This window comes from Rhodococcus erythropolis R138 (genome assembly GCF_000696675.2).
In the GTDB taxonomy this organism is placed as follows: domain Bacteria; phylum Actinomycetota; class Actinomycetes; order Mycobacteriales; family Mycobacteriaceae; genus Rhodococcus_F; species Rhodococcus_F erythropolis.
On the sequence record NZ_CP007257.1, the window covers coordinates 404338 to 427329 of the forward strand.

A 22992-nucleotide genomic window follows, 5' to 3' on the forward strand; every position below is an offset into this window, starting at 1 on the left:
GAGTGGGTGGTTCACGGGTTCGTGAGGGTGGCAGGGACCTGCGCCCAGACAGCTCTGTGTCGTCGCGGAGTGCGGGCTTTCCTTGCTGCGTTGATCCATTCGATGGCGTCAACGGGGACTGTGCGTGTTCGAGTGGGGCGCGGCGGGGCGTCTGCCTGTCGTCGTTGCCGCCAACACAAGCCGGCGATAACGGCTGTTGCGATGAGGATGACGATGGTGGCGGTAAGGTTTTCGGCGATGCCAGTGGCGATCATGGCGGCTGTCACGCCGGTCAGCGTTGCGATGAGTGCGACTGTTGCCCAGTGATTCTTCACTCGGGCGGTTCCGCTGGAGTGTAGTTCGTTGAGGAAGGCGTTGCGCCATTCCTTCGCGTGTGAGGAGTTCGCCGCGTTCATTTGTTCGAGTTCGCGGCAGTGTGCACGCTGGGCGTCAAGTTGTATTTGCGTGCTTGCGGTTCGTGAGGTGGACGCTGGCGTTGTTGCGGCGCGTGGCTTTCGCGCCTGGTTCCTTGCGTACAGCTTGCGGACGAGTTCGTGTCCGAAAGCTGTTGGAGTCGGGAAGTGATCTACTGCAAGACGTTCCGCGTTGCTTGTGTTATCGGCGGCGTGTCCGATCGCAATCATGACCGGTACGGGGCATTGGTGTATGGCGCGAGCGAGTTCCGGATCGTTGAATGACCAGAGATCGGTCCAGTGGCCTCCGCCGCGAGTGATCAGGATGAGGTCGGTGCTTCCTTGGTCTATAGCTGCGAGGGCTTTGACGAGTTTTTCTGCAACAGTGTGGCGGTTCATCGAGACGGGTACATGCGTGAACTTTGGGAGTTGGATGGTTCCTTTGCCCTTGTTTTCGATGACCGCTTGAATGTCGGTGACTGCTTTGGAGTTGTCGGGAGACAGGACTGTGACACGTTCAAGCTTCTCGGGCCATGAACCCTTGGGAATGTCGCTGGGTTGGGTCAGCTGCTGCACGGCGGTGAAGTGCAGCTTCTCTGCGGCACTTACTGGGCCTTGAATTGTTTTCTCGGGTTGAGCCTGCCGTGCCTGCAACATCAATCTGTGAGTTGCGGGATGATAGGTGAGGTCGCCGGCGATGGTTACGCCGGCTCCTAGGGTGAAGTGCTGGAGAAAGTTTCGCTGTGTGTGACGGTATAGGTACTTGCCTATTGCGTCTGTTGTTGGGCGGTCGAACTGAACGGGGATGCTGACTATGGCTCGGGCAACGGGGACTGCGAGTTCCATGGTCCACCCGGACTTTAGTGGCTTCAGTTCGCGGCACTCTCCGGTGATGACCACCCTCATTTTCGAGCTAGAGGCGAGATGTGAACGTACGAGTTCGCCTGCTTCCGTGATGGTAATCAAGGGCCCTCGCTTTTCGGCCCACTGTTCCAAGTTTTCCATCCCCCGCCTACTTCCCCTGTGAATTCGACCTTGGGTACGAGCCTGTCAGAGGCCTCCGACAGGTTCGCCGTCGAGTTGCAGGAGGCAGGCAGAGCGCGAGGTAGCGATACGAATCGCGAACATTGCCGCTCAGTTCGTGCGTCCACCAAGGGAGATCGAGCGCGTGGTCGTTGGGGGTACTCGACGGACAGGGGTCTGAGATGCTCGGAAGGTTCGAACGATTTCGATTCGCGTTGTTTCCGTCGCTCTGCTCGCATCGCGCTTGCGGAATTCTGCGCGTCGTTGGGATTGTTCCGAGCGTCGAAAGCGATCGTGTTCGAGCCTTCGTTCCGTCGGCGAGCTGACGGCCCAATCTAGTTGGGTCATTCGCCAGCGTAGGAATTCGCTGGGTCGTGAGATGTGGTTGGGCCATGTCCAGCCTCGTTGTTGGGTGTCTGTGGTGAGTTCGTGTGCGATGTCGTGGCCGGTCCAGCGGATGGTGTCGATTCCGGATTGTTGGAGGGTGTCGCAGATTGTTCCGATGTGGCCGGCTGGTTTCAGTGCTGGTGCGTGGGCGATGAGTTCGGCTGCTGCGCGTTGGAGGTGGATGGGTCGGGGTGTTGTTGTTGGTTGGTGTGTTGTCTTGCCCGCGTGTGCTTGTGCGCGCGTTGGTGAGATCTTGAAAGTAAGAGCTTTAAGTGCAAATCCCCCGGAGGGGGATAGGGGGTCACGGGTGCCGGATTGTGGATGGTTCCGTGTGGTGGTGTTGGACCGGTAGGCGTTGGTGCGCAGTGTGGCTCGGGAGGGTTTTCTGGGTTTTGTGAAGGGAGGGGTGACGGTTGTGGCTATTGTGCGGGGTGTGGTGAGGGACCAGGTGGATGCTGCGCGGAATTGGCGGCGGCCGTGGTGCGATTCCGCAGCCATCGCTTCCAGGCGGCTGAGATAGCGGCCGCGAACGAGTTCTACTGCGACTCCGAGGGCTGTGAGGACTCGTCGGGCGCGTTTGACGGTGGAGGTGCTTACTCCTGCACGGCGGGCGATGGTCTCGCGTGAGGCGGTCACTGAGCGTCCGGTTGCGCTTTCGGCGTGGGAGGCGTGGATGACGGCGACGGCGAAGACGGCTTCGGTGCTGATGGTGTGGGTTGTGCAGAGTTTCGTGCCGGTGGGGGAGTTGAGGAGTGTGCGGACTTGGTGTTGCCAGTGTGTGCGGCTGGTCCAGGTGGGGGTACGGCTGTAGGTGCTGTCGGGGATGGGGAGGGACCAGGAGTTTCCGCGTTGGTTGCTGGTTCGGTTGAGTGTTTCGATGCGGGTGACGTTTTCGGTGGCTTGTTGTACGGCGTGGGCCCATTCGTCGTCGGAGACTGGGGCGTGGGGCGTTGATGGTGAGCTGTCGAGGGTTGTGTTGTGTGGAAGTGTTGAAGCTGGTTCAGGGTGTGCGTTACCCTGAGATGTACCTGTCACAGGTAAATCCCTTCATGTGAGTGAAGAAGTAGTGCAGTGCAGAAGGCGGAGCGGTTACTTCGGCTTCATCAATGACAGCGAGCCGTGCAGGGCTTTGCTGTTGATTTGGTTCAGTGTGTGGCGAACCCCCGTGAGGGGGTTTCGTCGTTTCTGGACTGCGTCTATGGAGTTGTGTGTCAAGGTTTTTCGGATGTCACGCTTGGTGGTGGCGGGGCCTCTCTTTTCGGAGGTGTTCGGGTCAGGTCGGGTGTTTATCGAGGTCAGTTGCCGCTGGCGGTCTGTGACGGACGCCGGCCCCCGATGTGCGGATTATCTTGTTTCGAATGTCAGGAACGTGTGGGGCGAAGCGAAAGCACTGCTCCCACAACACCTGCACACCCCAATGCGACAGCGAGAACGAGCGCAATCACGAATGATTCGCTCGAACGGGGATGTGCAGATCCAGAAGCCCGCGCAGAGCAACCGCGACTTCGTGAATCTGATCGACCGACGCAGTTTCCGGATCGGAGGCAACGAGATCTGCCACGTCGATGAGGTTGTCGCGCAAACCGACCGACAACTCGCGAGGGCCGGCGAGCGCGTCGACGGTGTCCCGGACGATCGTTTCGGCGAGTTGGCGTACCTCGGCCATCTCGGCGTCGGTGGGGAAGGTGATGCCTACTTCTTTCAGGAGCGCTGTGGAGGCGGTGCTGATCATGGATTCGATCAGCGGCGATCGATGCGGTGTTGTTGTCATGATGCTGCCCCTAACTGTGTGGAAACAGATGATGCGGTGGCGTGTGTGGGATGAATCCAGTGTTCTACGGCAGCAGTGATACTTGCGCGGGCGGTGGCAGGGTCCTGTGCGGTGATGATGGCGGTGAATGCTGAGGTGACTGCTTCGATTCCGGAGGTTTCGAGTCCGTTGCAGTGGTCGAGTCCGTCGGTGATCAGCTCCAGTGCAGTGTTGAGAACTTCCCAGTGACCGTCCTCGTGCGGTGTATGCGTTGCGATGAGTTCGGTGGTGGGGAGTTGTTCTGCTGCCCACAGTTCTCGCAGGTTGAGGGGGTGGATGGGGTGGGCGGTGAGTTGGCACAGGCGGGCGACGGGGGCGCAGACGTGGTCGAGTCCGTCGACGATCGCGGTCATTCCCCAGCGCGGGTGGGTGAGGAGGTCCGCGAGCCATTGCCATCGTTCGGCGGGAAGGCCGGTCGAGGTGGGGGAGGGGAGGGCTCCGGTACTGATCCCGTAGATGATGTCTGGGAGGGTGCGGTGGGGGTTGTTCAGTTCGTCGAGCAAGCGGTGTGTTGTCATGTGGGGCAGTCCAATCGGGTGACGTCGAACGAGGCTTGTTACGTGCAGGTGGGAAGGTGCGCGGAATCTCTCGCACCGGTACGGATAGGGGTGAGAACCGCGGCATGGGAGGGGGCGACCCTCAACGGGCCGTGGGCTTCGATCAGATCGCGGGCATGAAGAACTGCGCGGGAGTCCACGTCGATCAACCCGTACACATCAGGTGAGTCACCGATGAGCGGGTGATCGTGAATGAAGGTGCGGCGACTACGCAGGCGACCGGCGACTTCGACGAGGATCCACAACCGGTCGTAGCGGTCCCGTACCGGCACATGGCCGTGCCTGTCGGCGAGGACTCCGTACACAGACCACGCTGATTCGAACGACGTTAAGATCAGCGCCGCAGACTCCTCCGATGCCACTGTGTCGAGCGGCCGTGTGAAGACCGGATCGAACAACCCCACAATCGGGGTCACGCAGCGCTCCCACGAGAAGTACCGCGATGCCCGTCGACCCGCCGATAGTACGAACGCAACACCGCATCCGACGTAATCGGTCGGCCACGATGACTGAACGGCACACCCGCCCAAATCATCGACCGAGGCGGAGTATCCGCCGCCACCATCGACGACAACTCCTTCCGGCACTCCGCCAAACGCGGGCACCGGAAACACTCCGCCTGCGCATCCACACCCGCGCGATACGAACCCTCATCCAAATCCCACGATTGAGGATCGACCGCGCACGCCAACACAGTCGGCGGCGGCACCGAGGCCCTCACGCCGCCACCTCCGCATTCTCGCGACGGCGCGTTGCTGTCGTCAACGACTCGTACAGGCCCAAGCGTTCACCGTCGACAATATTGCCGTGACTGTCATACGCATTGCCCGCCATGATCATTCGCTGCGGACCATCCCCACGTTCCACCGCAGTCGCCGCATCGATGCGGCACTGCGCCAACAACGGGCACGCCTCACACGAGGAGATCGCGCGGCGCCACTCCACCACCGTGCGGCCATCCATCTCCCACGACCGTGACTTCCCCGCGCACAAACCCTTACCCGGCTCGGCACCGCCAATCGGCACCACGCCCCGAACCTCCAACTCCACACGAACAGCTCGCACAGTCGGGCACACATCGCATTCCGACGAGAAAACGAACCCGCACCGCGCGCACCGACCAACCCGATCAGGATGATGCGAGGCGGCAACCCGAAGAAGATCGTCGGTACTGAACTGCGGCAACTCGACCGCAGATGTTCCCCGGCCCTCACGGTGCGTCAACTCACGCAACGCGGCCGCAGCCTCCGGGCACAACGGAACAAGCTCCGAAACACTGAAACCGCAACCATCGCAACGCCCGCCGATCGACGAATGCCGCGCAACAAGCTGACGAAGGGCAAGTGTGGAGAGAGCTGCATACCGGAACACGTCATCCGGACCTGATGGGTCCACTAAGATAGACATCGCAGAATCCTTTCTGCATCTGAAGAAAATGCTGGACGGGCGCCAACCCGTTCGGTGCCGTCCCCTGGTCGTTCGCAGCGGTCAGGGGACTTCTGAAGCACTAAATCGTGCGGTGTAGATAAATGCGTGTATTCTTCGCGCTTTTCACCTCCCTGAACTGCAGTGTTTGTGGTTTGAGTGTCGCGATGTGATTGACTTCATTCTAAACTAGCAATCTAAAAATAGCATGCAAACTGTCGTAATGTGCTTTGAGGCAAGGTGAGGTGGCACGGTGTCTATTCATGGCGATCGACCGAGTCGAAAAGTGAGGCGTGAGCTGCGGGGATTCGACCCCGAGCGGCTTCGGATCGCCCGCTTGTCAGCGCGGCTGAGTAAGTCTGAACTCGCCAGGTTATCGCGCGTTGCCGTGAGCACTTACAACCAGTGGGAGTCTGGGAAGTCCAGCCCTCGGGTCGATGCGCTCGCCCGTTGCGCCAATCGACTTGGGTTAGAAATAACGGATCTTGTCGTGGTTGACAGGGCCATGGCTTTTTTAGGGGATTTGCGCGTGTCGAGAGGTCTGATCCAATCTGAGCTTGCCCAAAAGATGGGTGTGTCAACGCAATTGGTTGGGTTATTGGAGCGTGGGCAGGGGGCATTGACCTCGGAGATGGCAACTAAATTCGCTGTTGCCCTAGGCTATTCGCAGGACGAAGTTGTTTCTGCGTACGAGCGAGCTCGTGATCGGCCGCCTCATATGACCCCCTAGTGATTAATGTCGACTGAACGTAATTCAGAATCACACGTAGGCTCATATTGCGCTAGCCATTGAGGTGCTACTCCGTAGTAGTATCGCCAAACCGTTGCGAACGGAATCGCATTGGTGTACGGCAGCAAGATTGGGGGAAACGCCAATGTCAAGGGCGAGGCCACCGAGTCTCGGTGACTACATTCGCGGTCTGAGGGAACGCAGCACTGAAGACGGCGGAGGTATGACGCGGCAGATGTTAGCGACGGCAATGCATACCAGTGTGGCGTACGTGGCCAAGTTGGAAGCAGGACGCGCCAAGTCTCCGAGCGTTAGTGTTTTGCAAGCTATTTCAGAGACATTTGAACTGACCCCGCACGAAGTGCGTCATCTCTACAACCTTGCGCGGCAGACCCCGACTGAGCGAGAGTCGGAGCCCGTCACCGACGGTGTTGGCAATCAGATATTCGAGCTCAGGGAGCGCCGTGCGTTGGATGCGCTGAACCCGCATCCTGCAAGCTATTTGGACGAACGATGGAACGTAATCGCGTGCAACAGCGCTTACGATGAACTCTTTCCTGGCTTGGTTGAGAATGGAAATGTGTTGCGCTGGTTCTTTTTCAGTGATCAATCGAGGTCAATCATGGTGGATTGGACCGACGAAGCCAAGCTCACAGTTGCGTGGTTTCGTGCGCTGATGGGTCGGTATTACTATGCAGATTGGGCCCAAAGTCTCCTTTCGGAACTGAATGAAGTCCCGATTTTTAGGGAATTTTGGTCCTTGGGGGAGGTGTCATTCGGGCGAGATGATCCTTTGATGAAAGTGCGGCACCCCGAAACTCGTGAAGTGACAACACTTCACGTTCGTGTCTATACCCATATCGATGGGTATGGCGGTGCTGGCCAGTTCTATCTGGGAGTGAAGTTGTCCAGCCGTTGATTTGTTTGTCGCAGAAAACTCTCGATGGCGACATTCACTGGCTCTGAGTGAGTCCAGTTAACTGCGTGCCCAGCACCCGGAATCTCTTCAATGCCTGTCGAGTTCACCAGGGCATGATGGAGAAGTTCTGCGTGGGCCCTTCTGAAGGACTGGTCGTCCTCGCCGCGAATGATAGTTACAGGGCAATTGATCTCGCCCAAGCGATGCACGAGGGAGTCGCGATCCATCAGACACCTGGCTGACGGCCGAATGCGATTTCGATCACTCGTCATCCATCGTTCGATCCAAAATTCCTGGTCGTGGGATGTGCCGCCGATCAACTGATGTGCGAGAGACTCTGCGATGGGTCTGAGTGGAAGGTCGCTCATCCACGATTCGAAAAGGGCTTTGTACCCTGTGCTTTCCTCGGTGGTGCTCGAGCATGCGGTGGTAGCTATCAAAATCAACGACCGGACACGTGAAGGAGCGAGGAGTGCGGCTCGCAAGGCGATGAATCCACCCTGCGACATTCCGCCAACCGAGGCTTGATCGACGCCTGCGGCGTCGAGAACAGCCAAGAGATCCGCAGCCTGATCCCAGTAGTCAAAGTCGGTATGGGTCGAATACTCGCGTGTTGCGCCGTGGCCCCTTGCGTCATATTGGAGGATTCGGTTGCCCTGGGCGAGGTGCTCCCGTTGCTTGTCAAACATCGAACTATCCATCAGGAAGCCATGGGAGAGAATGAGTGCGGGCCCTGGACCGCCGCTATCCGTAAAGTAGATCTCGGCATCATTGGCGCTGGCGTATGGCATATGCACCTTCCATGCGTGGGGTAGCGAGTACAACAACCACTACACGACGTCGGGGTGCTTTGCGAAGTTCGGAGCAACACGAATTGCTAGTTTGGAACGGCGGTTTAGGGTAACCAGCTGTATGGTTCGGAGAGCTACTCACCACCACAGCTGACGTGCATGGCGAGGTTGACCTTTTCGGCTGATTTGATCACCCAGTGTGGGGGTGTTCGCTCGTTGAGTTGGATTTCGACGTCACCTGTTTGGGGGACGTCCCAGGTGACGCCCCTGAGGAACTGGTTGGTTGTTCCGAATTTTTCGTTTGAAGCGATTTCGTGGTCGAGTGAACTCTGCGAAGTCGTGAATTCTTGCGCGGCATAGTTCAGTTGCGGGTTTTCGATGGTGACGGTTTGGGATCCGTGGGTGAGGACTGCATGCCAGCCGTTGGGTGCGGTGATGTCGACGGTGAGGTTGTCGCCTTCGCCCATGCACTGTGCTTGGACCTGGTTGGCGGCAGGGAGTGTGATCTTGTCGTTGGCTTGCTGGTCGCCGACTCCGATTACCAGGTCTCCTCGCCAGGAGGAGGTTTCAGCTGGTGTGACGGTGCCGGCGCGACCGTTGCGTGCGCTGGTGGTGGAGCTGCCGGCGTTGTCGTTGGTGGGTGTCGAGTCCGAGCATGCGGTCAGGATCAGTGGTGCGGCAAGGATCCCGGTGACTGCGATGGCGGTGGTGGTGCGCTTCATGTGTGTTCCCCTCCAATGTGGGTTCGCGGGCCTGTTCGGGACCGTTGTCCCTGAAACCGTGTGTGCCTGTGTCTCGTTCGGCGCCCTGTTGGTTACGAACTTAGTCGATCGGTGCGAATCCTTTGTCGTGCAGTCACGGCGGGGAGTGGTGGTCAGTAGCGGATGGTGTCGAGGAGCCATTGGTCACCACCTTTGGTGAGGGTCACCCAGACCGTGGTATCGGGTGTGACAGTGCTGGTTTCGTTTTCGGTGATGGCGGTTTGGTGGATTCTGGCGACCCGCTGGATGAGGGTGTCGGTGTCGGTTGGGCAGCCGGAGCATCCCAGGGTTACGTCGGCGACCACTTTGGCGTTGTCGGAGGCCCATTGGTTCCACTGTGCTCCTGGTCCTCGTTCGGTGTGCGTGTCGACGAGTAGGGACTGTGCCAGGGGGTCGGTAAACCATTCGCGGGCGCGTGCGTATCCGTCGGTGGGGCTGTGGTCCGTTGCCGGGTACCAGGTAAAGGCGACGGAAAGTGCCTGGCGAGCAGTGTTTTCGGCTCTCTCCGTATCCGGATCTTCGGTGATGTCGATTGTGGTCGGAGCCGGCGAAGTCGAGATGGTCAGCGGCGGAGGAGCTGGGGCGGTCTGTTCGGCTGTCGCGGTTTCCGTCTCGTTGCCCCGGCCGGAGAGGAAGTACACCAGCCCGCCGACGAGGACGACAGCGACGGCGAGCAGAGCCAGCTTGCGTGCGTTGCTCACAGAACCCTCCTGGCTTTCATATCGCTCTGCAGTGGAGCTTGTTTGACGACGTCCCCGGTAGTGGGAGCATGGATCATCTGGCCTCCGCCGATCGCGATGCCGACGTGCCCGGGACCTGTTCCGGCCCACGAACCGAACACCAGATCCCCGGCTTGTGCTTGGTCGATCGGGATCTCGACGCCGACGGTCCACTGCTGTTCGGATGTCCTGGGCAGGGTGATCTTGTTTCCACTTCCCTGATAGATGGCGTAACTGGTCAGTCCGGAGCAGTCAAATCCACCGCCGGTGGTGCCGTTGATGTTGCCGCCGCCCCAGACGTACGGGGTGCCGAGGAATTGGCGGGCAGCTTCGACGACTTGCGATCCGGACGCCGAACCGGGCGATAACACGAGTTCGCCGCTACCGCCGGGTGCAGCGAATTCTGCCTCGTATGCAAGGACTTTCGCGACGTAGGGCTGTGTCTGGGTGGTGTAGTCGCCGCCGCTGGGCATTCCGCCGGCATACTTCACTGCGCCTTCGCCTGCGTTGTAGGAAGCGATGTAGAGCGATTTCGGATCGCCCTTGACCGATCCGTCGGCGATCCATCCGTCGACCTGGGCCGCGATGGCGCAGAAGTATCGGCCCTGAGCCATGATCGCATCCCCGTCGTCCCAGATCGAGATCTTGCCGTTGCCGTCGTCATCCTGGCCGTAAGAAGCAAATGTTCCCGGCATGAACTGCGTGACACCTTGCGCTCCGCTGCCGGAGGTCAGTCCACGGACCAGGCCGGATTCTGCCTTCGCATCTGCCGCCAGCAGCGAGGGCTTGATCTGGGGGCAGATCGATCCGGCTTTGCGAAACCACGGCTCCATTTCCGGAGGAACGGAACCGGCTTTGAGATCGCCGCCACCTGCCACGCCGAAGCCGCCGCAGTCGATCGACGATGACGAGGCAGCCAGCTGGATGGCAGGAGAATCACTGCCCACTTCGCCGGCGGGGGAGGGTGCTCCGCCGAGCTTGGTCATCGGATCGACGGCGGTTCCGCCCTGCAGTCGTCCCCCGTCCCAGTATTCGAAATGCAAGTGTGCGCCGGTGGATTGGCCGTTGTTTCCGATGTTCGCGATGTGGTCGCCGGCCTTGACCTGCTGGCCTTCCGTGACGAGGACACCGTCGTCGAACATGTGGCCGTAGACGGTGCTCACAGGCTTGCCGTCGACGAGCGAGTCGAGCACGATCCAGTTGCCGAACCCGGATGCGGGGCCGGCCTTGACCGCAACACCGTCGAGTGCAGCGTAGATCGGTGTCCCGACGGGGCCGGCGAAGTCGACGCCTTTGTGTTCGGTTCCCCCGCGAGACCCGAACGGGGACGTGAACGTCGTCGTTCCGTCCTTGGTCGGCTGGGTGATCGGCCCCGATGATTTCAGTTCGGTGTTGCCGGTCGCCGAGGTGGCTTTGTCATCTCCCTCGCTCGACGAGCCTCCGCCACAACGGTTGTGGGGGATCACCGGCTGTAGCGTGCACCCGGACAGCCCCAGAATCGCAGCGGTGGCAGCGGTGACGATCATGGCCACCGCCTCACGGCGGCGACTCACAGCGTTCCTGGGAGCGGTGTGTCGAGGTCGGGAATCGGGATGGGGCCGGGAACAGGAACAGGTGCCGGTTCGAGGTCCGCCGAGGGAACAGCGACCGAGCTTGTCGATGTCGGCGTCGTGGTCGAGGTAGCGCTCGGCGAGGTCATCGACTTCGGATCCGTGGTGGTCGTGGGAGCTTCCGAGGTCGGTGCGCTCGCGAGGGAAGGTGCGCCGAGCTTGTCGATCTCGCTGCGGTCCAGGGTGGGCAATGGATTCTGGACCTGCCACGTCGAACCCTTGTCAGTGTCCGACGTTTTCAGCGTGATCCGCAGATCCCCGGCCTGCGTCGGGACAGAGACCTGCACCGCGCTCTTACCGCCGGAACCGGCCACGATCTCACTGCGCGTCGGACCGGTGATCGCGACCGGTACAAGCGGGCGGGCATTGACCACCGTCACGCCGGGCGCTTCGGCGGTGTGCACGCCCAGCTTGGACTTCCATTCGCTGTTCGAGAGTGACTGATCGACGTAGACGTGCGCGTAGGCCATCGCCGTCGCCGGTGCGCTCTCGGCCACCGACGCGATCGACTTGCCGGCAATCGAGGACTCGGTCACCTCAGTCAACTCGTAGCTCAGATCACCCGGAGTCGCGGACGCTGCACCTGTTGTTGATGCGGCGGAGGCCGGGATCTTCGAGGCAGTGTTCGACGGAGCAGGAGACTGGCCGAACACTGCTCCCGCCACGAACAGCACCCCGAACGCAGAGGCGATCGTGATCGTCAGATTGGTGCGCGAGTACAGCACCCACCGCCGGATCGGTGCGAGTACGGGATTGGCTGTGCTGGAGGACATCAGCTGAACCTGTCGGTCGAATCGGACGAAGTACCTGCAGAGGTCAACGACGGCGTCCACAGTCGTGCCGTCGACCGCGGAGGAGTCGACGAGGTCGAGCGCGTCGCACCCGAACGGGGTGTCGTCGACCCGGTGGAGTCATCCCGCGAGGGCGGTGTGAACACCTTCATCGGCGCGATACTCGACCGTGGGCCTCCGTCCCATGTCTCACTCACCGACGAAGAGCTGCGCGGCGAACCGGCTTCGGTTCCGACCAACTGGCGAGCGAAGACCTGGCCTCGATTGGCGGCGGTACCTGCGGTTTGCGGCCGATCGGCGACGGGTCGCTTGAGGCCCGTAGAACTCTTGGCGGTACCGGCGAGGCTTCGGCGTCGCACGTCGTTCTTGCGGGAATCCGTCAGGCGCTGTTGACGATCCATCGTCTTACGCGCGTCGACGCGCGACTTGTCGACCTCGTGGCGACGTCGCTGATTCAACTCGCGCCCTTCCGGACGCACTGGTGTCACCGAATCCTTGTCGAGGTCACCACCGCGTTTGGTCGCCTTCCGAAGTGCGCCGACACCTTCCTCGACCATCGACGCCGCGGGACCGCCCACAACGGCGCTCCCGGCCTTGAAGAACTTCTGCTTCATCGACGTCTGAGCGTGACGAGCCTTGCGATTGAGTGCGCCTGCTTGGTTCTGGGTGAAGGTCTGAGTCATCCGCTTGAACGGCCGCATGATGAACCAGCACACCGCCGTCAAGATGACCATGAACCACAGCCGCCACGTGCCGTCGACGAGACCGTTGTCGGTGTCGTACAGCTTGACCAACGCCATCAGATACAGCGCGATGATGACCGCGCCGGCCACGCCCCACATGTAAGCGGTAGCGATCATGCGGCACACGCGCGAAAGGGTGCCGCCGTGTGCGGCGGCGATCGGAACCCAGATCGGTGCGAAGAGAATTGCGAGTCGAATAGCCAGTAACGCAGTGAGTTTGAGGATGGATGCACCGATCCAAAGGATGGAGGGCATGGCGAGTTTGATCATCGCCATGAACCCTGTGCCGGTGCGTCCGGAGTCCTTGCCCTGGAACTGGCCGTACGAGAGGTTCAATCCGTCGAGTTTGTCGATGATGCCTTCTTGAAAGTCTTTCGCTTTCGTGTCTGCCAGCTCGCTCGCGGCTTCGTTGTCGCCGGCCACTTCTCGCTGCTCCGCGTACGAAAACGCGAGGGAATTCCGGAGCTTCGGTCCAAGTTGCAGTTCCTGGTCGTTGAAGTTCGTCCCGAACCATCCCTTGCGCCAGTCGTCGAGGAAGATCTTGTCGATCAGCACATTGCGGGGGTCTCCGGTGTTTCCGGACACGGACAGCATCTGACCTTGTGTGTCGGTGATGACCGATCCGAAGGTGTCGTCGGCGACCTGGATGGCCTTTTGCGGTGCGCCGACGAACAGTGCTCCGATGGCCATTGCAGCGCCGGCGATCGCGACGGTGCGGGTCACGGCCGCGGCGTTTGATTTGAGGGCGTTCCAAATGATGATCGTGGCGACCACCATCAATGCCACACCCAGCCACGTTCCGTAGACGCCGAGCATTCCGTTGGAGATCGAGGCGACGATCTGGTCGAACTGCACCATCGCCGGGGCGATTCCGGCCTCTTCGGCAGCTGCACCGGTCTTGGTCTGGTCGTCGAGCCAGAACGCTGCAGCAGCGAATCCCTTGCCGATTGCGAGGAATGTGTTGCCCAGGGTGGTGTCCGCGACTGCGTCGGGTGCGCGGACCAGGTCGTTGCCGCAGCCGAGGTCGTAGGTGTACCAGCGCAATCCGGCCCACCCGTAGGTTTCGTAGCCGGTGCCGCCCTGTTTCGGTTCGCGGTCTTTGCTCGAGGAATCGAATTCGGCAGCCATGACCGAGTTCGGGAACTCGGGGGAGGGGACGTCTTTGCAGTCGAATCCGCCGGCAGATGCGATCGGTCCACCCGGGGCGACGAGGGGCACCAGCACCAGCGCTAGAACGGCGAGAATCCGCGCCAGATTGACGGTCAGCGCCCGAACGCGCGATCGGTGAGGGATTGCCTCGTACAGCTCTGCCGAGGGCGCTCTGAGCCCTCTGCGGGTGATCATGCGGTACCGCCGAGGGCGTTCTTCGCCGAGGAGGAATTCAGCGCTGCGAAGACATGCGCGAGATGCACGTAGTGGATCCAGCTTGAACGCACCAGTTCCACGTCGTCGGCCATCCGGATCATCCAGCGCCGTGCTTCGTCCTGGTAGGAGGTGTCGGTGTCCTCGTCGAGTGTGTCCTCGCCCCCGCTGCCCAGTTCAGCGAGGAACTGCTCGAACCCTTGCCCAGTGGGAAGTTTGAGAAGTTTCAAGGCGCCTTCGATTGCATGCGGGTCACCGCCGACGTCACCGACGAACACCTCGTAGGTCAGGGCGGTCTTGTCGTCGCTGCCGTCCAATCCGAGGAAATCATCCGGAAGTTGTGAGCAGACGAGGGCACGGACTTTGAATTTGCGTGAGTCGCGGGCGATTCGGAGGTTGAGGGTGCGGCCGGCGCCGGTGGATTCGAGGTATTTGTTTTCGTCGAGGAAGAGCACTTTGCGCACGTGGCGAGGCTTTTCGTAGACGAGTCTGTTCGCCAGCCACGCGGCCATGTGCATCAACGGCGCCGTCATCCGTTGCTGCGGTGTCCACTGCGAGGACGGTGTGCCTTCGGGCGGTAGCTGCAGACCTGGCATCGTCAGGATCGTCAGTCGGATGTCGGCGTCGAATGCATCTGCTCCACTGCCGATCGTGCCCTCCTCCGGGAACAGCACACGCGCTTCGGTGAGCTCCGACATCAAACTGAGTTGCTGGTACAACCCGTTCGCGCACGTTTTGACGGCCTGGTCCGGATCGCTGACTCCGATGGACTGGATCGCGGCCAACACTTCTCGGAGGTTGTGGTTGCTGTCGCCGCCCACCACGTTTGCAGCCATGTGCAGTACGGGTTCGGTGTGTTCGAGATGCAGATGCCGTTCGGTGAGCATCATCTTGAGCACCGAGACGGCGACCTCGACGCGCTCGGCGGCAGCTGCACGCATATCCGCATCGAACTTCGACTGCGCCGCCGCGAACGGATCTGCATCCCGAGCGAACTCGACGTTGCGAGCGTCGTACTCGGGATCATCGCGACGTGGATCGGTGATCACGCGGTACGGGTTCAAGGCGCCAGCGCGTGAATCGCGACCGGTGAGGGCGTAGACGCGGGCGATGTCGCGAAACTCCGGTAGTCCGGCCAACGCTGCGAGCGGACCGGAGGGGTCGAGGACGACGCCGTACGCGCCGGCCCTGACGGCTTGGTAGACGATCATGCCGGCCAGGAACGTCTTACCCGAACCGGGTACGGCGACGATCGGTGTCAGACCGGACTTGTGCTTGATCTCGTGCGCGGCGAACAGGTCCCAGATCACCGGGCGCGGCGAGATGGATCCGGTCTCGCCCAGGACGACGCCCCGGCGGTCACCGATCCGGTCACTGACAGTTGCCATCCCAGCGGCGACTGCTTCGACATCCATGTGCCGTTTGTTGGCGATGTTGGCTTGCGGCTCACCCGGTATGAACTCGCGCAGCAACTGGTATTGGCCGTGCTCTTGTTCGAGCGCGATGTGCGGGGCGTACATCTCCTGCAGATCGGAGACTTTCTGCCGCGCATCGTCGGGGTCGGTGCCGACCACCGCAAGGCGGTACCACCCGGTGGTTCGAGTCGAGAGTCCGGAATGGTCTTCTTCGACGTCGGAGATCACGTCCTGTGCGCGGGCGTGCTGCTCCGCCAACTCTTTCGGCGGGACCTGATCGTGTTCGACGGTGTAGTGGTCGAACTGCGATTCGATCTTGCCGGTCAGCGAGCGCATGGTGCGGATCGTTTTCGCTTTGTCGTGCAGCTCGATGCGATCGGACCATTCGAGAGGTTCACCGGACGGATCGCCGATGATCTGCCACGGCAACATCCGTTCCGGAATCGGTAGGGGAGCCATGCGGCCGATCGTCATCACGATCACCACGCCGGTGTACTTGCGGCCGTCGACGACGCCGGAGACGGTGGTGTACCCGTCGCCTGGGGTGAGGGAGAGGTCGGTGAGATCTTCCAGAGCGGCGACGTCGGTTTCTTCCCAATCTCCGGCTCCGGCGATCGCACCGCCGGCTTCCAGTGGCAGACCGATGGTTGCTGATCGGCGCAGTAAGTAGTCGATCGCGGTTGGTGTGGCCGGGGTTGCTTTCACACCGCGGCCGGACATGATTCGTTCGAGTGTGGCGAGGTGATCGGCAAGGGCCTTCTGCTCCCGTTCGAAGGCGTCGTCGGCCCAGCTGTTCACCCCGGTGCACACTCTGCCCAGCAGCGGCCAGTCAGCGACATACCGCAGCATCCGGGCGGTCCAGTCCAACCCCTGGCCGAGTGAGGAGCGTTGCGGCAGTTCGATACCCCAGTAGCGGCCTTTGATTGTCGCGTTGGACCACAACATCGCATGCTGCTGCCCGCGGAGGTAGTCCGCCCATGACAATGCGCCGGGAACATCGGGAATGGGGGTTGCCCACTTGTCGTGATCGACCGCCCACTGTGCGACGGGGAACGGGGTGCGCACGAGGCGTCGATGCACCTTGTTGACGCCGGCCTTCTGCAGGTTGGTCAGGATGATCGCTTCGTCCTGGATGAAGCGGCGCTGCTTTCCTGTGGTGCGGAAATTCCACGGCCCCTGGCGTTGGACGAACCATGCGGTGGAGGTGGTCGCGGTGCGGGTGATGTTCGCTGAGGTGCCGGTCAGTTTCAGGCGTACCGCTTTTCGTTCGCGGTCTGCACGTGTCTTCGCTGCGGCCTTGTCTCGATCTGTTGCCGACTTTGCCCGCTTCTTTCCTGTGCGGCGGCGCTGACGGCCGAGCGCTTTGTCTGCGACGTGGTCCGGATCGGTTGCAGGGGAAGTGTGGCCGTCGGTGTCGTCCTCGCCGTGGTCGTGTTCAGAACCATCCGGAGTGTGTGCGGGTTCGGCTTCGGACCACGCACGGGCCCGTTGCGGAGAATGTGACTGCACTGCTGCCCACGACGGAGGGAGGGCACCGGGAGGAATGACCGGAACTGGGTCGTCGAGCTTCGGATCGAACAGAGCCGCAATGTCGTTCTCGGGAACGGTCATCGGTGATCCTTACCGTCGAGGCGAACAGGTACGACGGCAAGTTCTCCTGTAGTCAGCCGCTCGGGTAGCGAGATGAACACGGGTGCACCGCGCTTCGGTGGGCGCGGGGCAACGAGGTCGTTGAGGGCGGCCTTGAGAACCGACCGCAGTGGGCGGTCCGGGGTGACGAACTTCGCGATCCGGGTCGTAAACCACACCGTGATCACGGCCATCACCATCAGCGATTTGAACCCGAGCGGGACGTGCAGAATTCCGCGACCGATCACGAACACCACCACGAAAGCAACCACGCCGACGATGCCGGCCGTGTAGCGGATCCGCACGGGCAGTGGATAACCGGTCGGACCGAGGTAGTGCCGGTCCACGCGGTACATCAGGTCGTCGTTGTCGATCACCGGGCATCCCCTTCGAATGTTCTCTGCACAGGCATCAGCGGTCATGTCGAGATACCGACGAGCCCGAGAATCCAATTGCCGATCCCCGTGGCCGCCGATTCCGATGTCGCGATACCGAGGTAGGCAAGCCCGAACAACCCGAGTCCGCCCACGGTGAAGACCCGCGACAAATTGCCCTTGAGCCCGCCGACGAGGACCACACACGCGAGGGCGATGAGGATGGTGAAGACGATGTTGTCCTTGATCCACGCGCGCAGACCACCGGTATTGACGTCCGTCGACTGCGCGAGGGTCACCGCGTCTGCGGCGAGCGGTGGATGCGTTGCCGGGATCGACACGTCGATCACGGTGGAAGCAAGAGAAAACATGAGCACTCTCCAACACAGTGGTGGAACCAGACCCCACGAATGTGGTTGTGCGGAAACGTAGAAGAGTGGTGGTAGGAATTTCAATGCGACCTGTGGATAACTGTTGGCTCCGCGGTTGGCGGTTTGTCGATCAGCGTTGGCGCGTGTCGTCGCGTGGGGGTGTGTGTTCGGCCGTCGAGATTCATCCGTCGGGGATCTCTCGACGCTCGCGGGAATGACTTCGAATGCAGGGGGAGCGCGGCCACGGCATGGTCTTCGCTGCGGGTGTCCGCCGGGACTTCCAATATCCCGACGTGAGCGTTCCTTCAAGTAGAGCGGCTGAGAGTTGCGAATCGGCATTGTCGACGGACCCGCCGCAGACCATGGAGATCTACACTTGTCTCCCTCGCTGTGCTTCGTGACCTTCGTCCGCTTGAAGAACCTGGCACAGAACCATTTTCGGAACGTGTCCGCCAGCTGTGCGAGTCACCCCTGCTGGAGCTTGCTCGAGGCACCCGCGCCGTGGCCATGATCTGAAGTTCCAAGAACAGTTCGTCTCCACCGCCTGCGTGGTGTGCATGCGCTGCACGCATAGCGTGTTCAGCACGCACACACGGTAGGCTGCGCACCCCGTGCTCGAACAGTCCCGCATCGAGGGTGCCTGCAGAGGGCGTGGACGGAGGTGGAATTCAGGGGCCCGATTCACCCTTCCCCTTCGGGGTCACTCCCCCGGCCCTTCGGGCCTAGGGGGAGTGTACTTCTCAAAATTGCTTCGCGCCAACATATTTCAATCAACTGCTGGTCAGGGTTCTGTTCGGAGTATCGCCCGATCATCCTGGCGCGGCGCCCGCCGCGGTGTCGTCGACACCGTTCTCGGGTGTTCGCGCACTGGGTTCGGTACCTCACGACGCGAGTCGTTCGAGAGCCTGAAAAGGGTCGGCAAACAGTGGCGCAGGAAGGCGCAAACCATCCGAGAGGTACATCGTCATCGGGCCCGTGCCGTAGGGATCGAACAAGTCCTCACGCGGTGTATCAGCCATGCCGGCGCGCGGTCTTCGGCGGGTAATGCGCAGCGCCACAACCAGAACCAGCCTCGGGTAGGAGGGACGGGTGGTTATCGTGCCCCGCTATCACCCCTCGGGACATGTGACGCGCGCTCCAGCCACGCACCCGCGAAACAAGTTATCCACAGGCGGGTTGAGATCGTTTCCCACGCTCTGTGACAGTGCACCCCACACGCCCCGGCGACGACCGTCGTGGACTGGATTCGAGCGAAAGGAGTCGACGGTGAGCAGAAGCCAGCAGGACCCGCTCAAAGACTTTCTCGTCGACCTCTTCGGCTCCGACAAACCCCACGCGCGAACAAACCAGGCGGGGGAGTCCGCCCTCCGCCCGTACAGGGCGTGGGCACCTTTCGCCGTCATCGCAACAACACTCGCGTTTCTCGTGCCGCGACTCCTCGAACTCACCGAACAATTCTCGAACCCACAGCTCGACAGCGCAGTCTCCGCAGTCCACGAGTATCGCTGGCCGCTCGCCGCCCTCACTGTCTGCCTGCTCGCCTGCGATATCGCACGGTTCCTCACCCACCGTCACCGCGCCGGACTCGACGCCCAAATCCGGCAAAGCACCCGCCACACCCCGGTCAAAATCACCATCGGATACCCGCCCGGCATCACCACCCTGCGCAGCGCCACCATCACCCTTGCCCGCGGCGCCATCATCCGTCGGAAAGAGCTCGACGAATTCACCACCGCAGTACGAGCTTCCGCGAGCAAACGCACCAGCAAATGGACCTACACCGTCGTCCACGACGCCCACCGCGACCGAATCCGCATCACCCGCACGCTGACTCAACCCGACCTCCGATCACCGCGGCACAAGGCACTGGCGAACTCCCTCAAAGACGGACCGCTGAAAGAGCCGACCGTGAGCGTCGCCTCGCTCGACGGCGACGTCGAAACCGCCTTCAAGATCACCTTCACACCCACCCTCTCCAGCGGAGCACGCGGATTCCAGAAGAAGGTCGACGAAGCCCTCGCCGCCCTCGCCGGCGAGCACGAATCCGGCCGCACCTGGGCCACCGACTGGTTTCCCTCCGAGGGCTACCTCCTGATGAGCCTGCGCGCCCCACTACCCACCCGCGTCGATCACCCTCTCGAACTCGTCGACGAGAACCTGCGCCACCTGCCCTACGCGACGGCAGCATCGGAGGTGAACATGTTCTGGGACATCTCCACCAAGTCGAACAAACCTCACTGCCTGATCGTCGGACCCACCGGCGGTGGCAAGACATCAGTGATCCGCACCCTGCTCACCGAAGCATCGCGACGAGGAATCCCGTTCCTGGGCGTCGACCCGAAAATGATCGAACTCGACGGACTCGAGGGCTACCCCGGGTGCGCCGCCATCGTCTACGACGCCGTCCGCTCCGCGATGCTCGTGCGTGCCCTGCACAGCGAAATGATGGCCCGCAACCACTACGTCCACGTGAAGAAGATCGAGCCGTCCCAACTGCCGCTGCTGATCGCCGTCCTCGACGAGTTCTTCATCCTCTCTGGTAAATGGCAGCGCCTCGCGAAAACCGGTGACGACGAAACCCGCGAACTCCTCAAAGAACTCGACCCACTGGGGGCGTGGGCAGATCTCGCCGTCCTCGCACGCTCGGCCGGTATCCGGCTCCTACTCGGTGTGCAACGACCCGACGCGTCCCTCTTCGGCGGCGCCTCGGGCAACGCGCGCGACAACTTCGGCACCCGCATCTCCCTCGGCAACCTCTCGCAGGACGGCGCGATGATGCTGTGGGGCGACTCGCAGATCGGCCGCGAGATCGACACCTCCGTCCCCGGCCGCGGAGTCGCCCTCGGCAACGACGGCGTGCCCGTCGATGCGCAGATGTGGTGGACACCGAACGTCGACCCGCACCCCAACAAATGGAACCAACTCTCGACCTCGGAGAAGAAGATCATCGAAGGGCTACGGCCCCAGCAGGAACCGCACATCGCGTTCTACTCGGCCGAACTGCGCCACTTCATCGAATCCGAACGCTCCGTCGCCGTCGCTGCCCGCGCCTACGGCCGAGCTCCTGAGCCCACCGTCCTCGGCCACCACGACGACACGCCCGCCGCCGACCCAGGGGATGACTTCGCCGACGCGATACCCGCCTCCGCGGTCACACAAGGAATGACCGTCCTCGTCGACGACAGCCGCGGCAACGAACACCCGGCAACCGTCGCCGCGGTCACCGTCATCCGAGACAAAGACAGCGGCGCCGTCACCGAAACCACCTTGACCTTCCACGGCACCGGACGGGTCAAGAACCACATCACCTACGGACCACACGAAGTCGTCCTGCTCCCTGAACCCGACACCACCGCACCCGCGCCCTGACACCGGAGCCCCGACGTCGCTGACACACCGGCACAACCCTCACCCGAAAGGTCCACCCATGAGCCGCCGCATCTCCCAATCGATCACCCCCACCGCCGACGACATCACCGTGCTGCGCAACCCCTTCGCAGCCCCCAAAGGCGGCGGCGACCCCGTCATCACCGAACTACGCCGCGTCCTCAAAAGCGCCATCCCCAGCTGGTTACCGAAACTCAGCGAAGACCAGGAACTGACCGCTCCGCGGCTCGACGAAATCAAGAAAGCCGTCGCCACCCGCCGCCAGATCATCGAAGTACTCCCCGACGGCAAAGCCCGCGACGACGCCCTGGCCGCCCTCGACAAGGCCGACACCATCGTCCTCGAAATGGACACCGAACTCTCCGGCGTCGGAGCCTTCACCGGAACCACTGCGTGATGTCGACCCTTGCCATCGAAATCACCTCCGAGCGAACCGCACTCGTGAGCGGGGCAGGGGACGAGAAGGTGGAACTGTCCGCCGAGAACGGGCAGTCGATCCACGCGGTGATCGCACAGTTCAGCCGACAGCACTCCGCCGACGCAGGCTCACCCGTCGAGGTCACCGTGCAGGAAGCGGGCCGCTCCCGCCAACTCACCGTCGCACCGGACGGGAAGGTGGCGCAATCGCTGCCCACCGGCCCCATCCCCGCACCCGCCGACACACCACAGACGCACCCGGATCATCATGTGGATGAACCGGTCACGATGGCGGTGACACCCCTCGGAGACTCACCGCCGGCCGGGGGAGTAGACACTCACGCTCCACAGGTGACCGCGGCGCGCACACCGGCCTCGACATCCGTGCTCGCAGCACCCGAGATTGCGGCCGGCTCGCACGAACCTGCCCGCAGCGGACTACGCGGCCGACTCAACACCATTCTCAACCTCCGGATCGCTCCGAAACCCGAGTCCGCCGAAATGCGTCAACGCGCCGCCATCGCATCCATCACCGGCCCCCTCCCGGGGTTCTCGGTCGTGACCATCGCCAACCCGAAAGGTGGCGTCGGCAAAACCCCTCTCGCGGTAGGGCTGAACGCGATCATCGCCGAACACCGCGGCGCCGCAACCACAGTCTGCGTCGACGTCGCCGACGTCGGCGGCAGCCTCGCCGACCGCGTCAGCACCCCACCCCGCGACGGACATGACGTGCTCGCACTGATCGCCGCCCAGGCAGCCGAGCCCGGCAGCATCCGACCCTCGGCGCTCTCGCAGTACCTCACCCGCCAACCAAGCGGGGACGACATCGTCGCCGGCAACAACGGCGCCCACGGATCCAGTCTCGGCTACGACGACGCCCACGCCGCGGCACAGATCTTGTCCCAGCACCGCGAGATCCTCATCGCCGACACCGGCAACAACCGCCTCGCCGGCAGCTGGCACTGGGCAACCACCCACGCGGACGTCCTCCTCGTGCCCGTACCGCTCCGCCGCGACGCCGCCGCAGCCGCGCACCGCATGCTCCTCGACCTCACCGTCACCGCAGGACCGGCGATGATGGCTCGCACCATCGTCGTCATCACCGACGGACCGGGAGATGCACCGATGGTCGAAATTGACGCTGTCGACGCCTTTCTCGACACAGGAGTCCACTCGGTCGCCCGGATGCCGTTCGAACCACTCTTCGCCTCCGGCGAGCGCATCGCGCCCTCGAAGCTCCGGCGCAGCACCACCGAAGCCCTGACCGTCGTTGCCGCAACCGTCATCGATCTCATCGCCCACACCGCTGACTGATTCATTTATCAGCCGGATTCCGCACACCGGCCCCTCCTGGCATCCATCCGCACCCTCCCAAATGA

Annotated in this window: 20 protein-coding genes; 5 read left to right on the plus strand and 15 right to left on the minus strand. The window is 62.1% G+C overall.

What is annotated here, in order from left to right:
* Positions 1–11 precede the first annotated feature (11 nt).
* The 5 genes from H351_RS30910 to H351_RS32035 all read right to left on the minus strand — a co-directional run bounded on the left by H351_RS30910 (position 12) and on the right by H351_RS32035 (position 5576).
* On the minus strand, positions 12–1397 hold the full coding sequence (locus H351_RS30910; RefSeq protein WP_030003021.1) for an exodeoxyribonuclease VII large subunit: 1386 nt from the start codon (positions 1395–1397) through the stop codon (positions 12–14).
* 1846 nt (positions 1398–3243) lie between these two features.
* Positions 3244–3573 (minus strand): hypothetical protein, encoded by a 330-nt coding sequence (locus H351_RS30920; RefSeq protein WP_007728248.1) that lies wholly within the window; start codon positions 3571–3573, stop codon positions 3244–3246.
* Positions 3570–4130, minus strand: coding sequence for a hypothetical protein (locus tag H351_RS30925; protein ID WP_030003019.1), 561 nt, complete (start codon positions 4128–4130; stop codon positions 3570–3572). The genes H351_RS30920 and H351_RS30925 overlap by 4 nt, the downstream gene beginning before the upstream one ends.
* A 38-nt stretch (positions 4131–4168) precedes the next feature.
* Positions 4169–4585 (minus strand): hypothetical protein, encoded by a 417-nt coding sequence (locus H351_RS30930; protein ID WP_081051273.1) that lies wholly within the window; start codon positions 4583–4585, stop codon positions 4169–4171.
* 301 nt (positions 4586–4886) lie between these two features.
* On the minus strand, positions 4887–5576 hold the full coding sequence (locus tag H351_RS32035; RefSeq protein WP_144440175.1) for a hypothetical protein: 690 nt from the start codon (positions 5574–5576) through the stop codon (positions 4887–4889).
* Between the two features lie 304 nt (positions 5577–5880).
* On the opposite strand from H351_RS32035, the gene H351_RS33065 reads away from it, so the two are divergent.
* Both H351_RS33065 and H351_RS30950 read left to right on the plus strand, forming a co-directional pair.
* On the plus strand, positions 5881–6324 hold the full coding sequence (locus tag H351_RS33065; protein WP_051636641.1) for a helix-turn-helix transcriptional regulator: 444 nt from the start codon (positions 5881–5883) through the stop codon (positions 6322–6324).
* A 145-nt stretch (positions 6325–6469) separates the two neighbouring features.
* The gene (locus H351_RS30950; protein ID WP_030003016.1) at positions 6470–7243 is read left to right on the plus strand and encodes a helix-turn-helix transcriptional regulator; all 774 of its coding nucleotides are present in this window, start codon (positions 6470–6472) and stop codon (positions 7241–7243) included.
* Here the strand turns inward: H351_RS30950 and H351_RS30955 are convergent.
* From H351_RS30955 to H351_RS32180, 10 genes are all read right to left on the minus strand, one after another.
* Positions 7213–8034 carry an alpha/beta fold hydrolase gene (locus H351_RS30955; protein ID WP_030003015.1) on the minus strand — a complete coding sequence of 274 codons (822 nt, stop codon included), beginning with the start codon at positions 8032–8034 and terminating at the stop codon, positions 7213–7215. The genes H351_RS30950 and H351_RS30955 overlap by 31 nt on opposite strands.
* Before the next feature lie 134 nt (positions 8035–8168).
* Complete coding sequence (locus H351_RS30960; protein WP_030003014.1) at positions 8169–8756, minus strand: hypothetical protein; 588 nt, start codon at positions 8754–8756, stop codon at positions 8169–8171.
* Between the two features lie 152 nt (positions 8757–8908).
* Complete coding sequence (locus H351_RS30965) at positions 8909–9496, minus strand: hypothetical protein (RefSeq protein WP_030003013.1); 588 nt, start codon at positions 9494–9496, stop codon at positions 8909–8911.
* Positions 9493–11067, minus strand: a complete 1575-nt coding sequence (locus H351_RS30970; RefSeq protein ID WP_030003012.1) for a peptidoglycan DD-metalloendopeptidase family protein — start codon at positions 11065–11067, stop codon at positions 9493–9495. The genes H351_RS30965 and H351_RS30970 overlap by 4 nt, the downstream gene beginning before the upstream one ends.
* Positions 11064–11897: a hypothetical protein gene (locus H351_RS30975; RefSeq protein ID WP_030003011.1), complete on the minus strand. Its 834-nt coding sequence runs from the start codon at positions 11895–11897 to the stop codon at positions 11064–11066. The genes H351_RS30970 and H351_RS30975 overlap by 4 nt, the downstream gene beginning before the upstream one ends.
* The gene (locus H351_RS30980) at positions 11897–14002 is read right to left on the minus strand and encodes a hypothetical protein (RefSeq protein WP_081051276.1); all 2106 of its coding nucleotides are present in this window, start codon (positions 14000–14002) and stop codon (positions 11897–11899) included. The genes H351_RS30975 and H351_RS30980 overlap by 1 nt, the downstream gene beginning before the upstream one ends.
* On the minus strand, positions 13999–17046 hold the full coding sequence (locus H351_RS30985; protein ID WP_030003009.1) for an ATP-binding protein: 3048 nt from the start codon (positions 17044–17046) through the stop codon (positions 13999–14001). The genes H351_RS30980 and H351_RS30985 overlap by 4 nt, the downstream gene beginning before the upstream one ends.
* Positions 17043–17441 (minus strand): hypothetical protein, encoded by a 399-nt coding sequence (locus H351_RS30990; RefSeq protein WP_030003008.1) that lies wholly within the window; start codon positions 17439–17441, stop codon positions 17043–17045. The genes H351_RS30985 and H351_RS30990 overlap by 4 nt, the downstream gene beginning before the upstream one ends.
* A 41-nt stretch (positions 17442–17482) precedes the next feature.
* A complete protein-coding gene (locus H351_RS30995; protein ID WP_030003007.1) occupies positions 17483–17809 on the minus strand; it encodes a hypothetical protein in 327 nt (108 codons plus the stop codon).
* Between the two features lie 881 nt (positions 17810–18690).
* The gene (locus H351_RS32180; RefSeq protein ID WP_158510670.1) at positions 18691–18828 is read right to left on the minus strand and encodes a hypothetical protein; all 138 of its coding nucleotides are present in this window, start codon (positions 18826–18828) and stop codon (positions 18691–18693) included.
* Between the two features lie 247 nt (positions 18829–19075).
* On the opposite strand from H351_RS32180, the gene H351_RS31000 reads away from it, so the two are divergent.
* Genes H351_RS31000 through H351_RS31010 form a run of 3 tightly spaced genes read left to right on the plus strand, consistent with a single transcriptional unit; the run spans position 19076 to position 22927 of the window.
* Complete coding sequence (locus tag H351_RS31000) at positions 19076–21178, plus strand: FtsK/SpoIIIE domain-containing protein (RefSeq protein WP_030003006.1); 2103 nt, start codon at positions 19076–19078, stop codon at positions 21176–21178.
* A 58-nt stretch (positions 21179–21236) separates the two neighbouring features.
* A complete protein-coding gene (locus H351_RS31005; protein ID WP_030003005.1) occupies positions 21237–21593 on the plus strand; it encodes a hypothetical protein in 357 nt (118 codons plus the stop codon).
* Positions 21593–22927 (plus strand): ParA family protein, encoded by a 1335-nt coding sequence (locus H351_RS31010; protein ID WP_030003004.1) that lies wholly within the window; start codon positions 21593–21595, stop codon positions 22925–22927. Before H351_RS31005 ends, H351_RS31010 begins: the two co-directional genes overlap by 1 nt.
* Positions 22928–22992: the final 65 nt, after the last annotated feature.

What these genes read in the sequence shown, in the direction of transcription:
- H351_RS30910 (WP_030003021.1), bottom strand. Translation starts at nt 1,397, where the DNA reads ATGGAAAACTTGGAACAGTGGGCCGAAAAGCGAGGGCCCTTGATTACC.
- H351_RS30975 (WP_030003011.1), bottom strand. Translation starts at nt 11,897, where the DNA reads ATGTCCTCCAGCACAGCCAATCCCGTACTCGCACCGATCCGGCGGTGG.
- H351_RS32180 (WP_158510670.1), bottom strand. Translation starts at nt 18,828, where the DNA reads ATGGCTGATACACCGCGTGAGGACTTGTTCGATCCCTACGGCACGGGC.
- H351_RS31005 (WP_030003005.1), top strand. Translation starts at nt 21,237, where the DNA reads ATGAGCCGCCGCATCTCCCAATCGATCACCCCCACCGCCGACGACATC.
- H351_RS31010 (WP_030003004.1), top strand. Translation starts at nt 21,593, where the DNA reads ATGTCGACCCTTGCCATCGAAATCACCTCCGAGCGAACCGCACTCGTG.
- H351_RS30960 (WP_030003014.1), bottom strand. Translation starts at nt 8,756, where the DNA reads ATGAAGCGCACCACCACCGCCATCGCAGTCACCGGGATCCTTGCCGCA.
- H351_RS30985 (WP_030003009.1), bottom strand. Translation starts at nt 17,046, where the DNA reads ATGACCGTTCCCGAGAACGACATTGCGGCTCTGTTCGATCCGAAGCTC.
- H351_RS30980 (WP_081051276.1), bottom strand. Translation starts at nt 14,002, where the DNA reads ATGATCACCCGCAGAGGGCTCAGAGCGCCCTCGGCAGAGCTGTACGAG.
- H351_RS30995 (WP_030003007.1), bottom strand. Translation starts at nt 17,809, where the DNA reads ATGTTTTCTCTTGCTTCCACCGTGATCGACGTGTCGATCCCGGCAACG.
- H351_RS30955 (WP_030003015.1), bottom strand. Translation starts at nt 8,034, where the DNA reads ATGCCATACGCCAGCGCCAATGATGCCGAGATCTACTTTACGGATAGC.
- H351_RS30950 (WP_030003016.1), top strand. Translation starts at nt 6,470, where the DNA reads ATGTCAAGGGCGAGGCCACCGAGTCTCGGTGACTACATTCGCGGTCTG.
- H351_RS30925 (WP_030003019.1), bottom strand. Translation starts at nt 4,130, where the DNA reads ATGACAACACACCGCTTGCTCGACGAACTGAACAACCCCCACCGCACC.
- H351_RS32035 (WP_144440175.1), bottom strand. Translation starts at nt 5,576, where the DNA reads ATGTCTATCTTAGTGGACCCATCAGGTCCGGATGACGTGTTCCGGTAT.
- H351_RS30920 (WP_007728248.1), bottom strand. Translation starts at nt 3,573, where the DNA reads ATGACAACAACACCGCATCGATCGCCGCTGATCGAATCCATGATCAGC.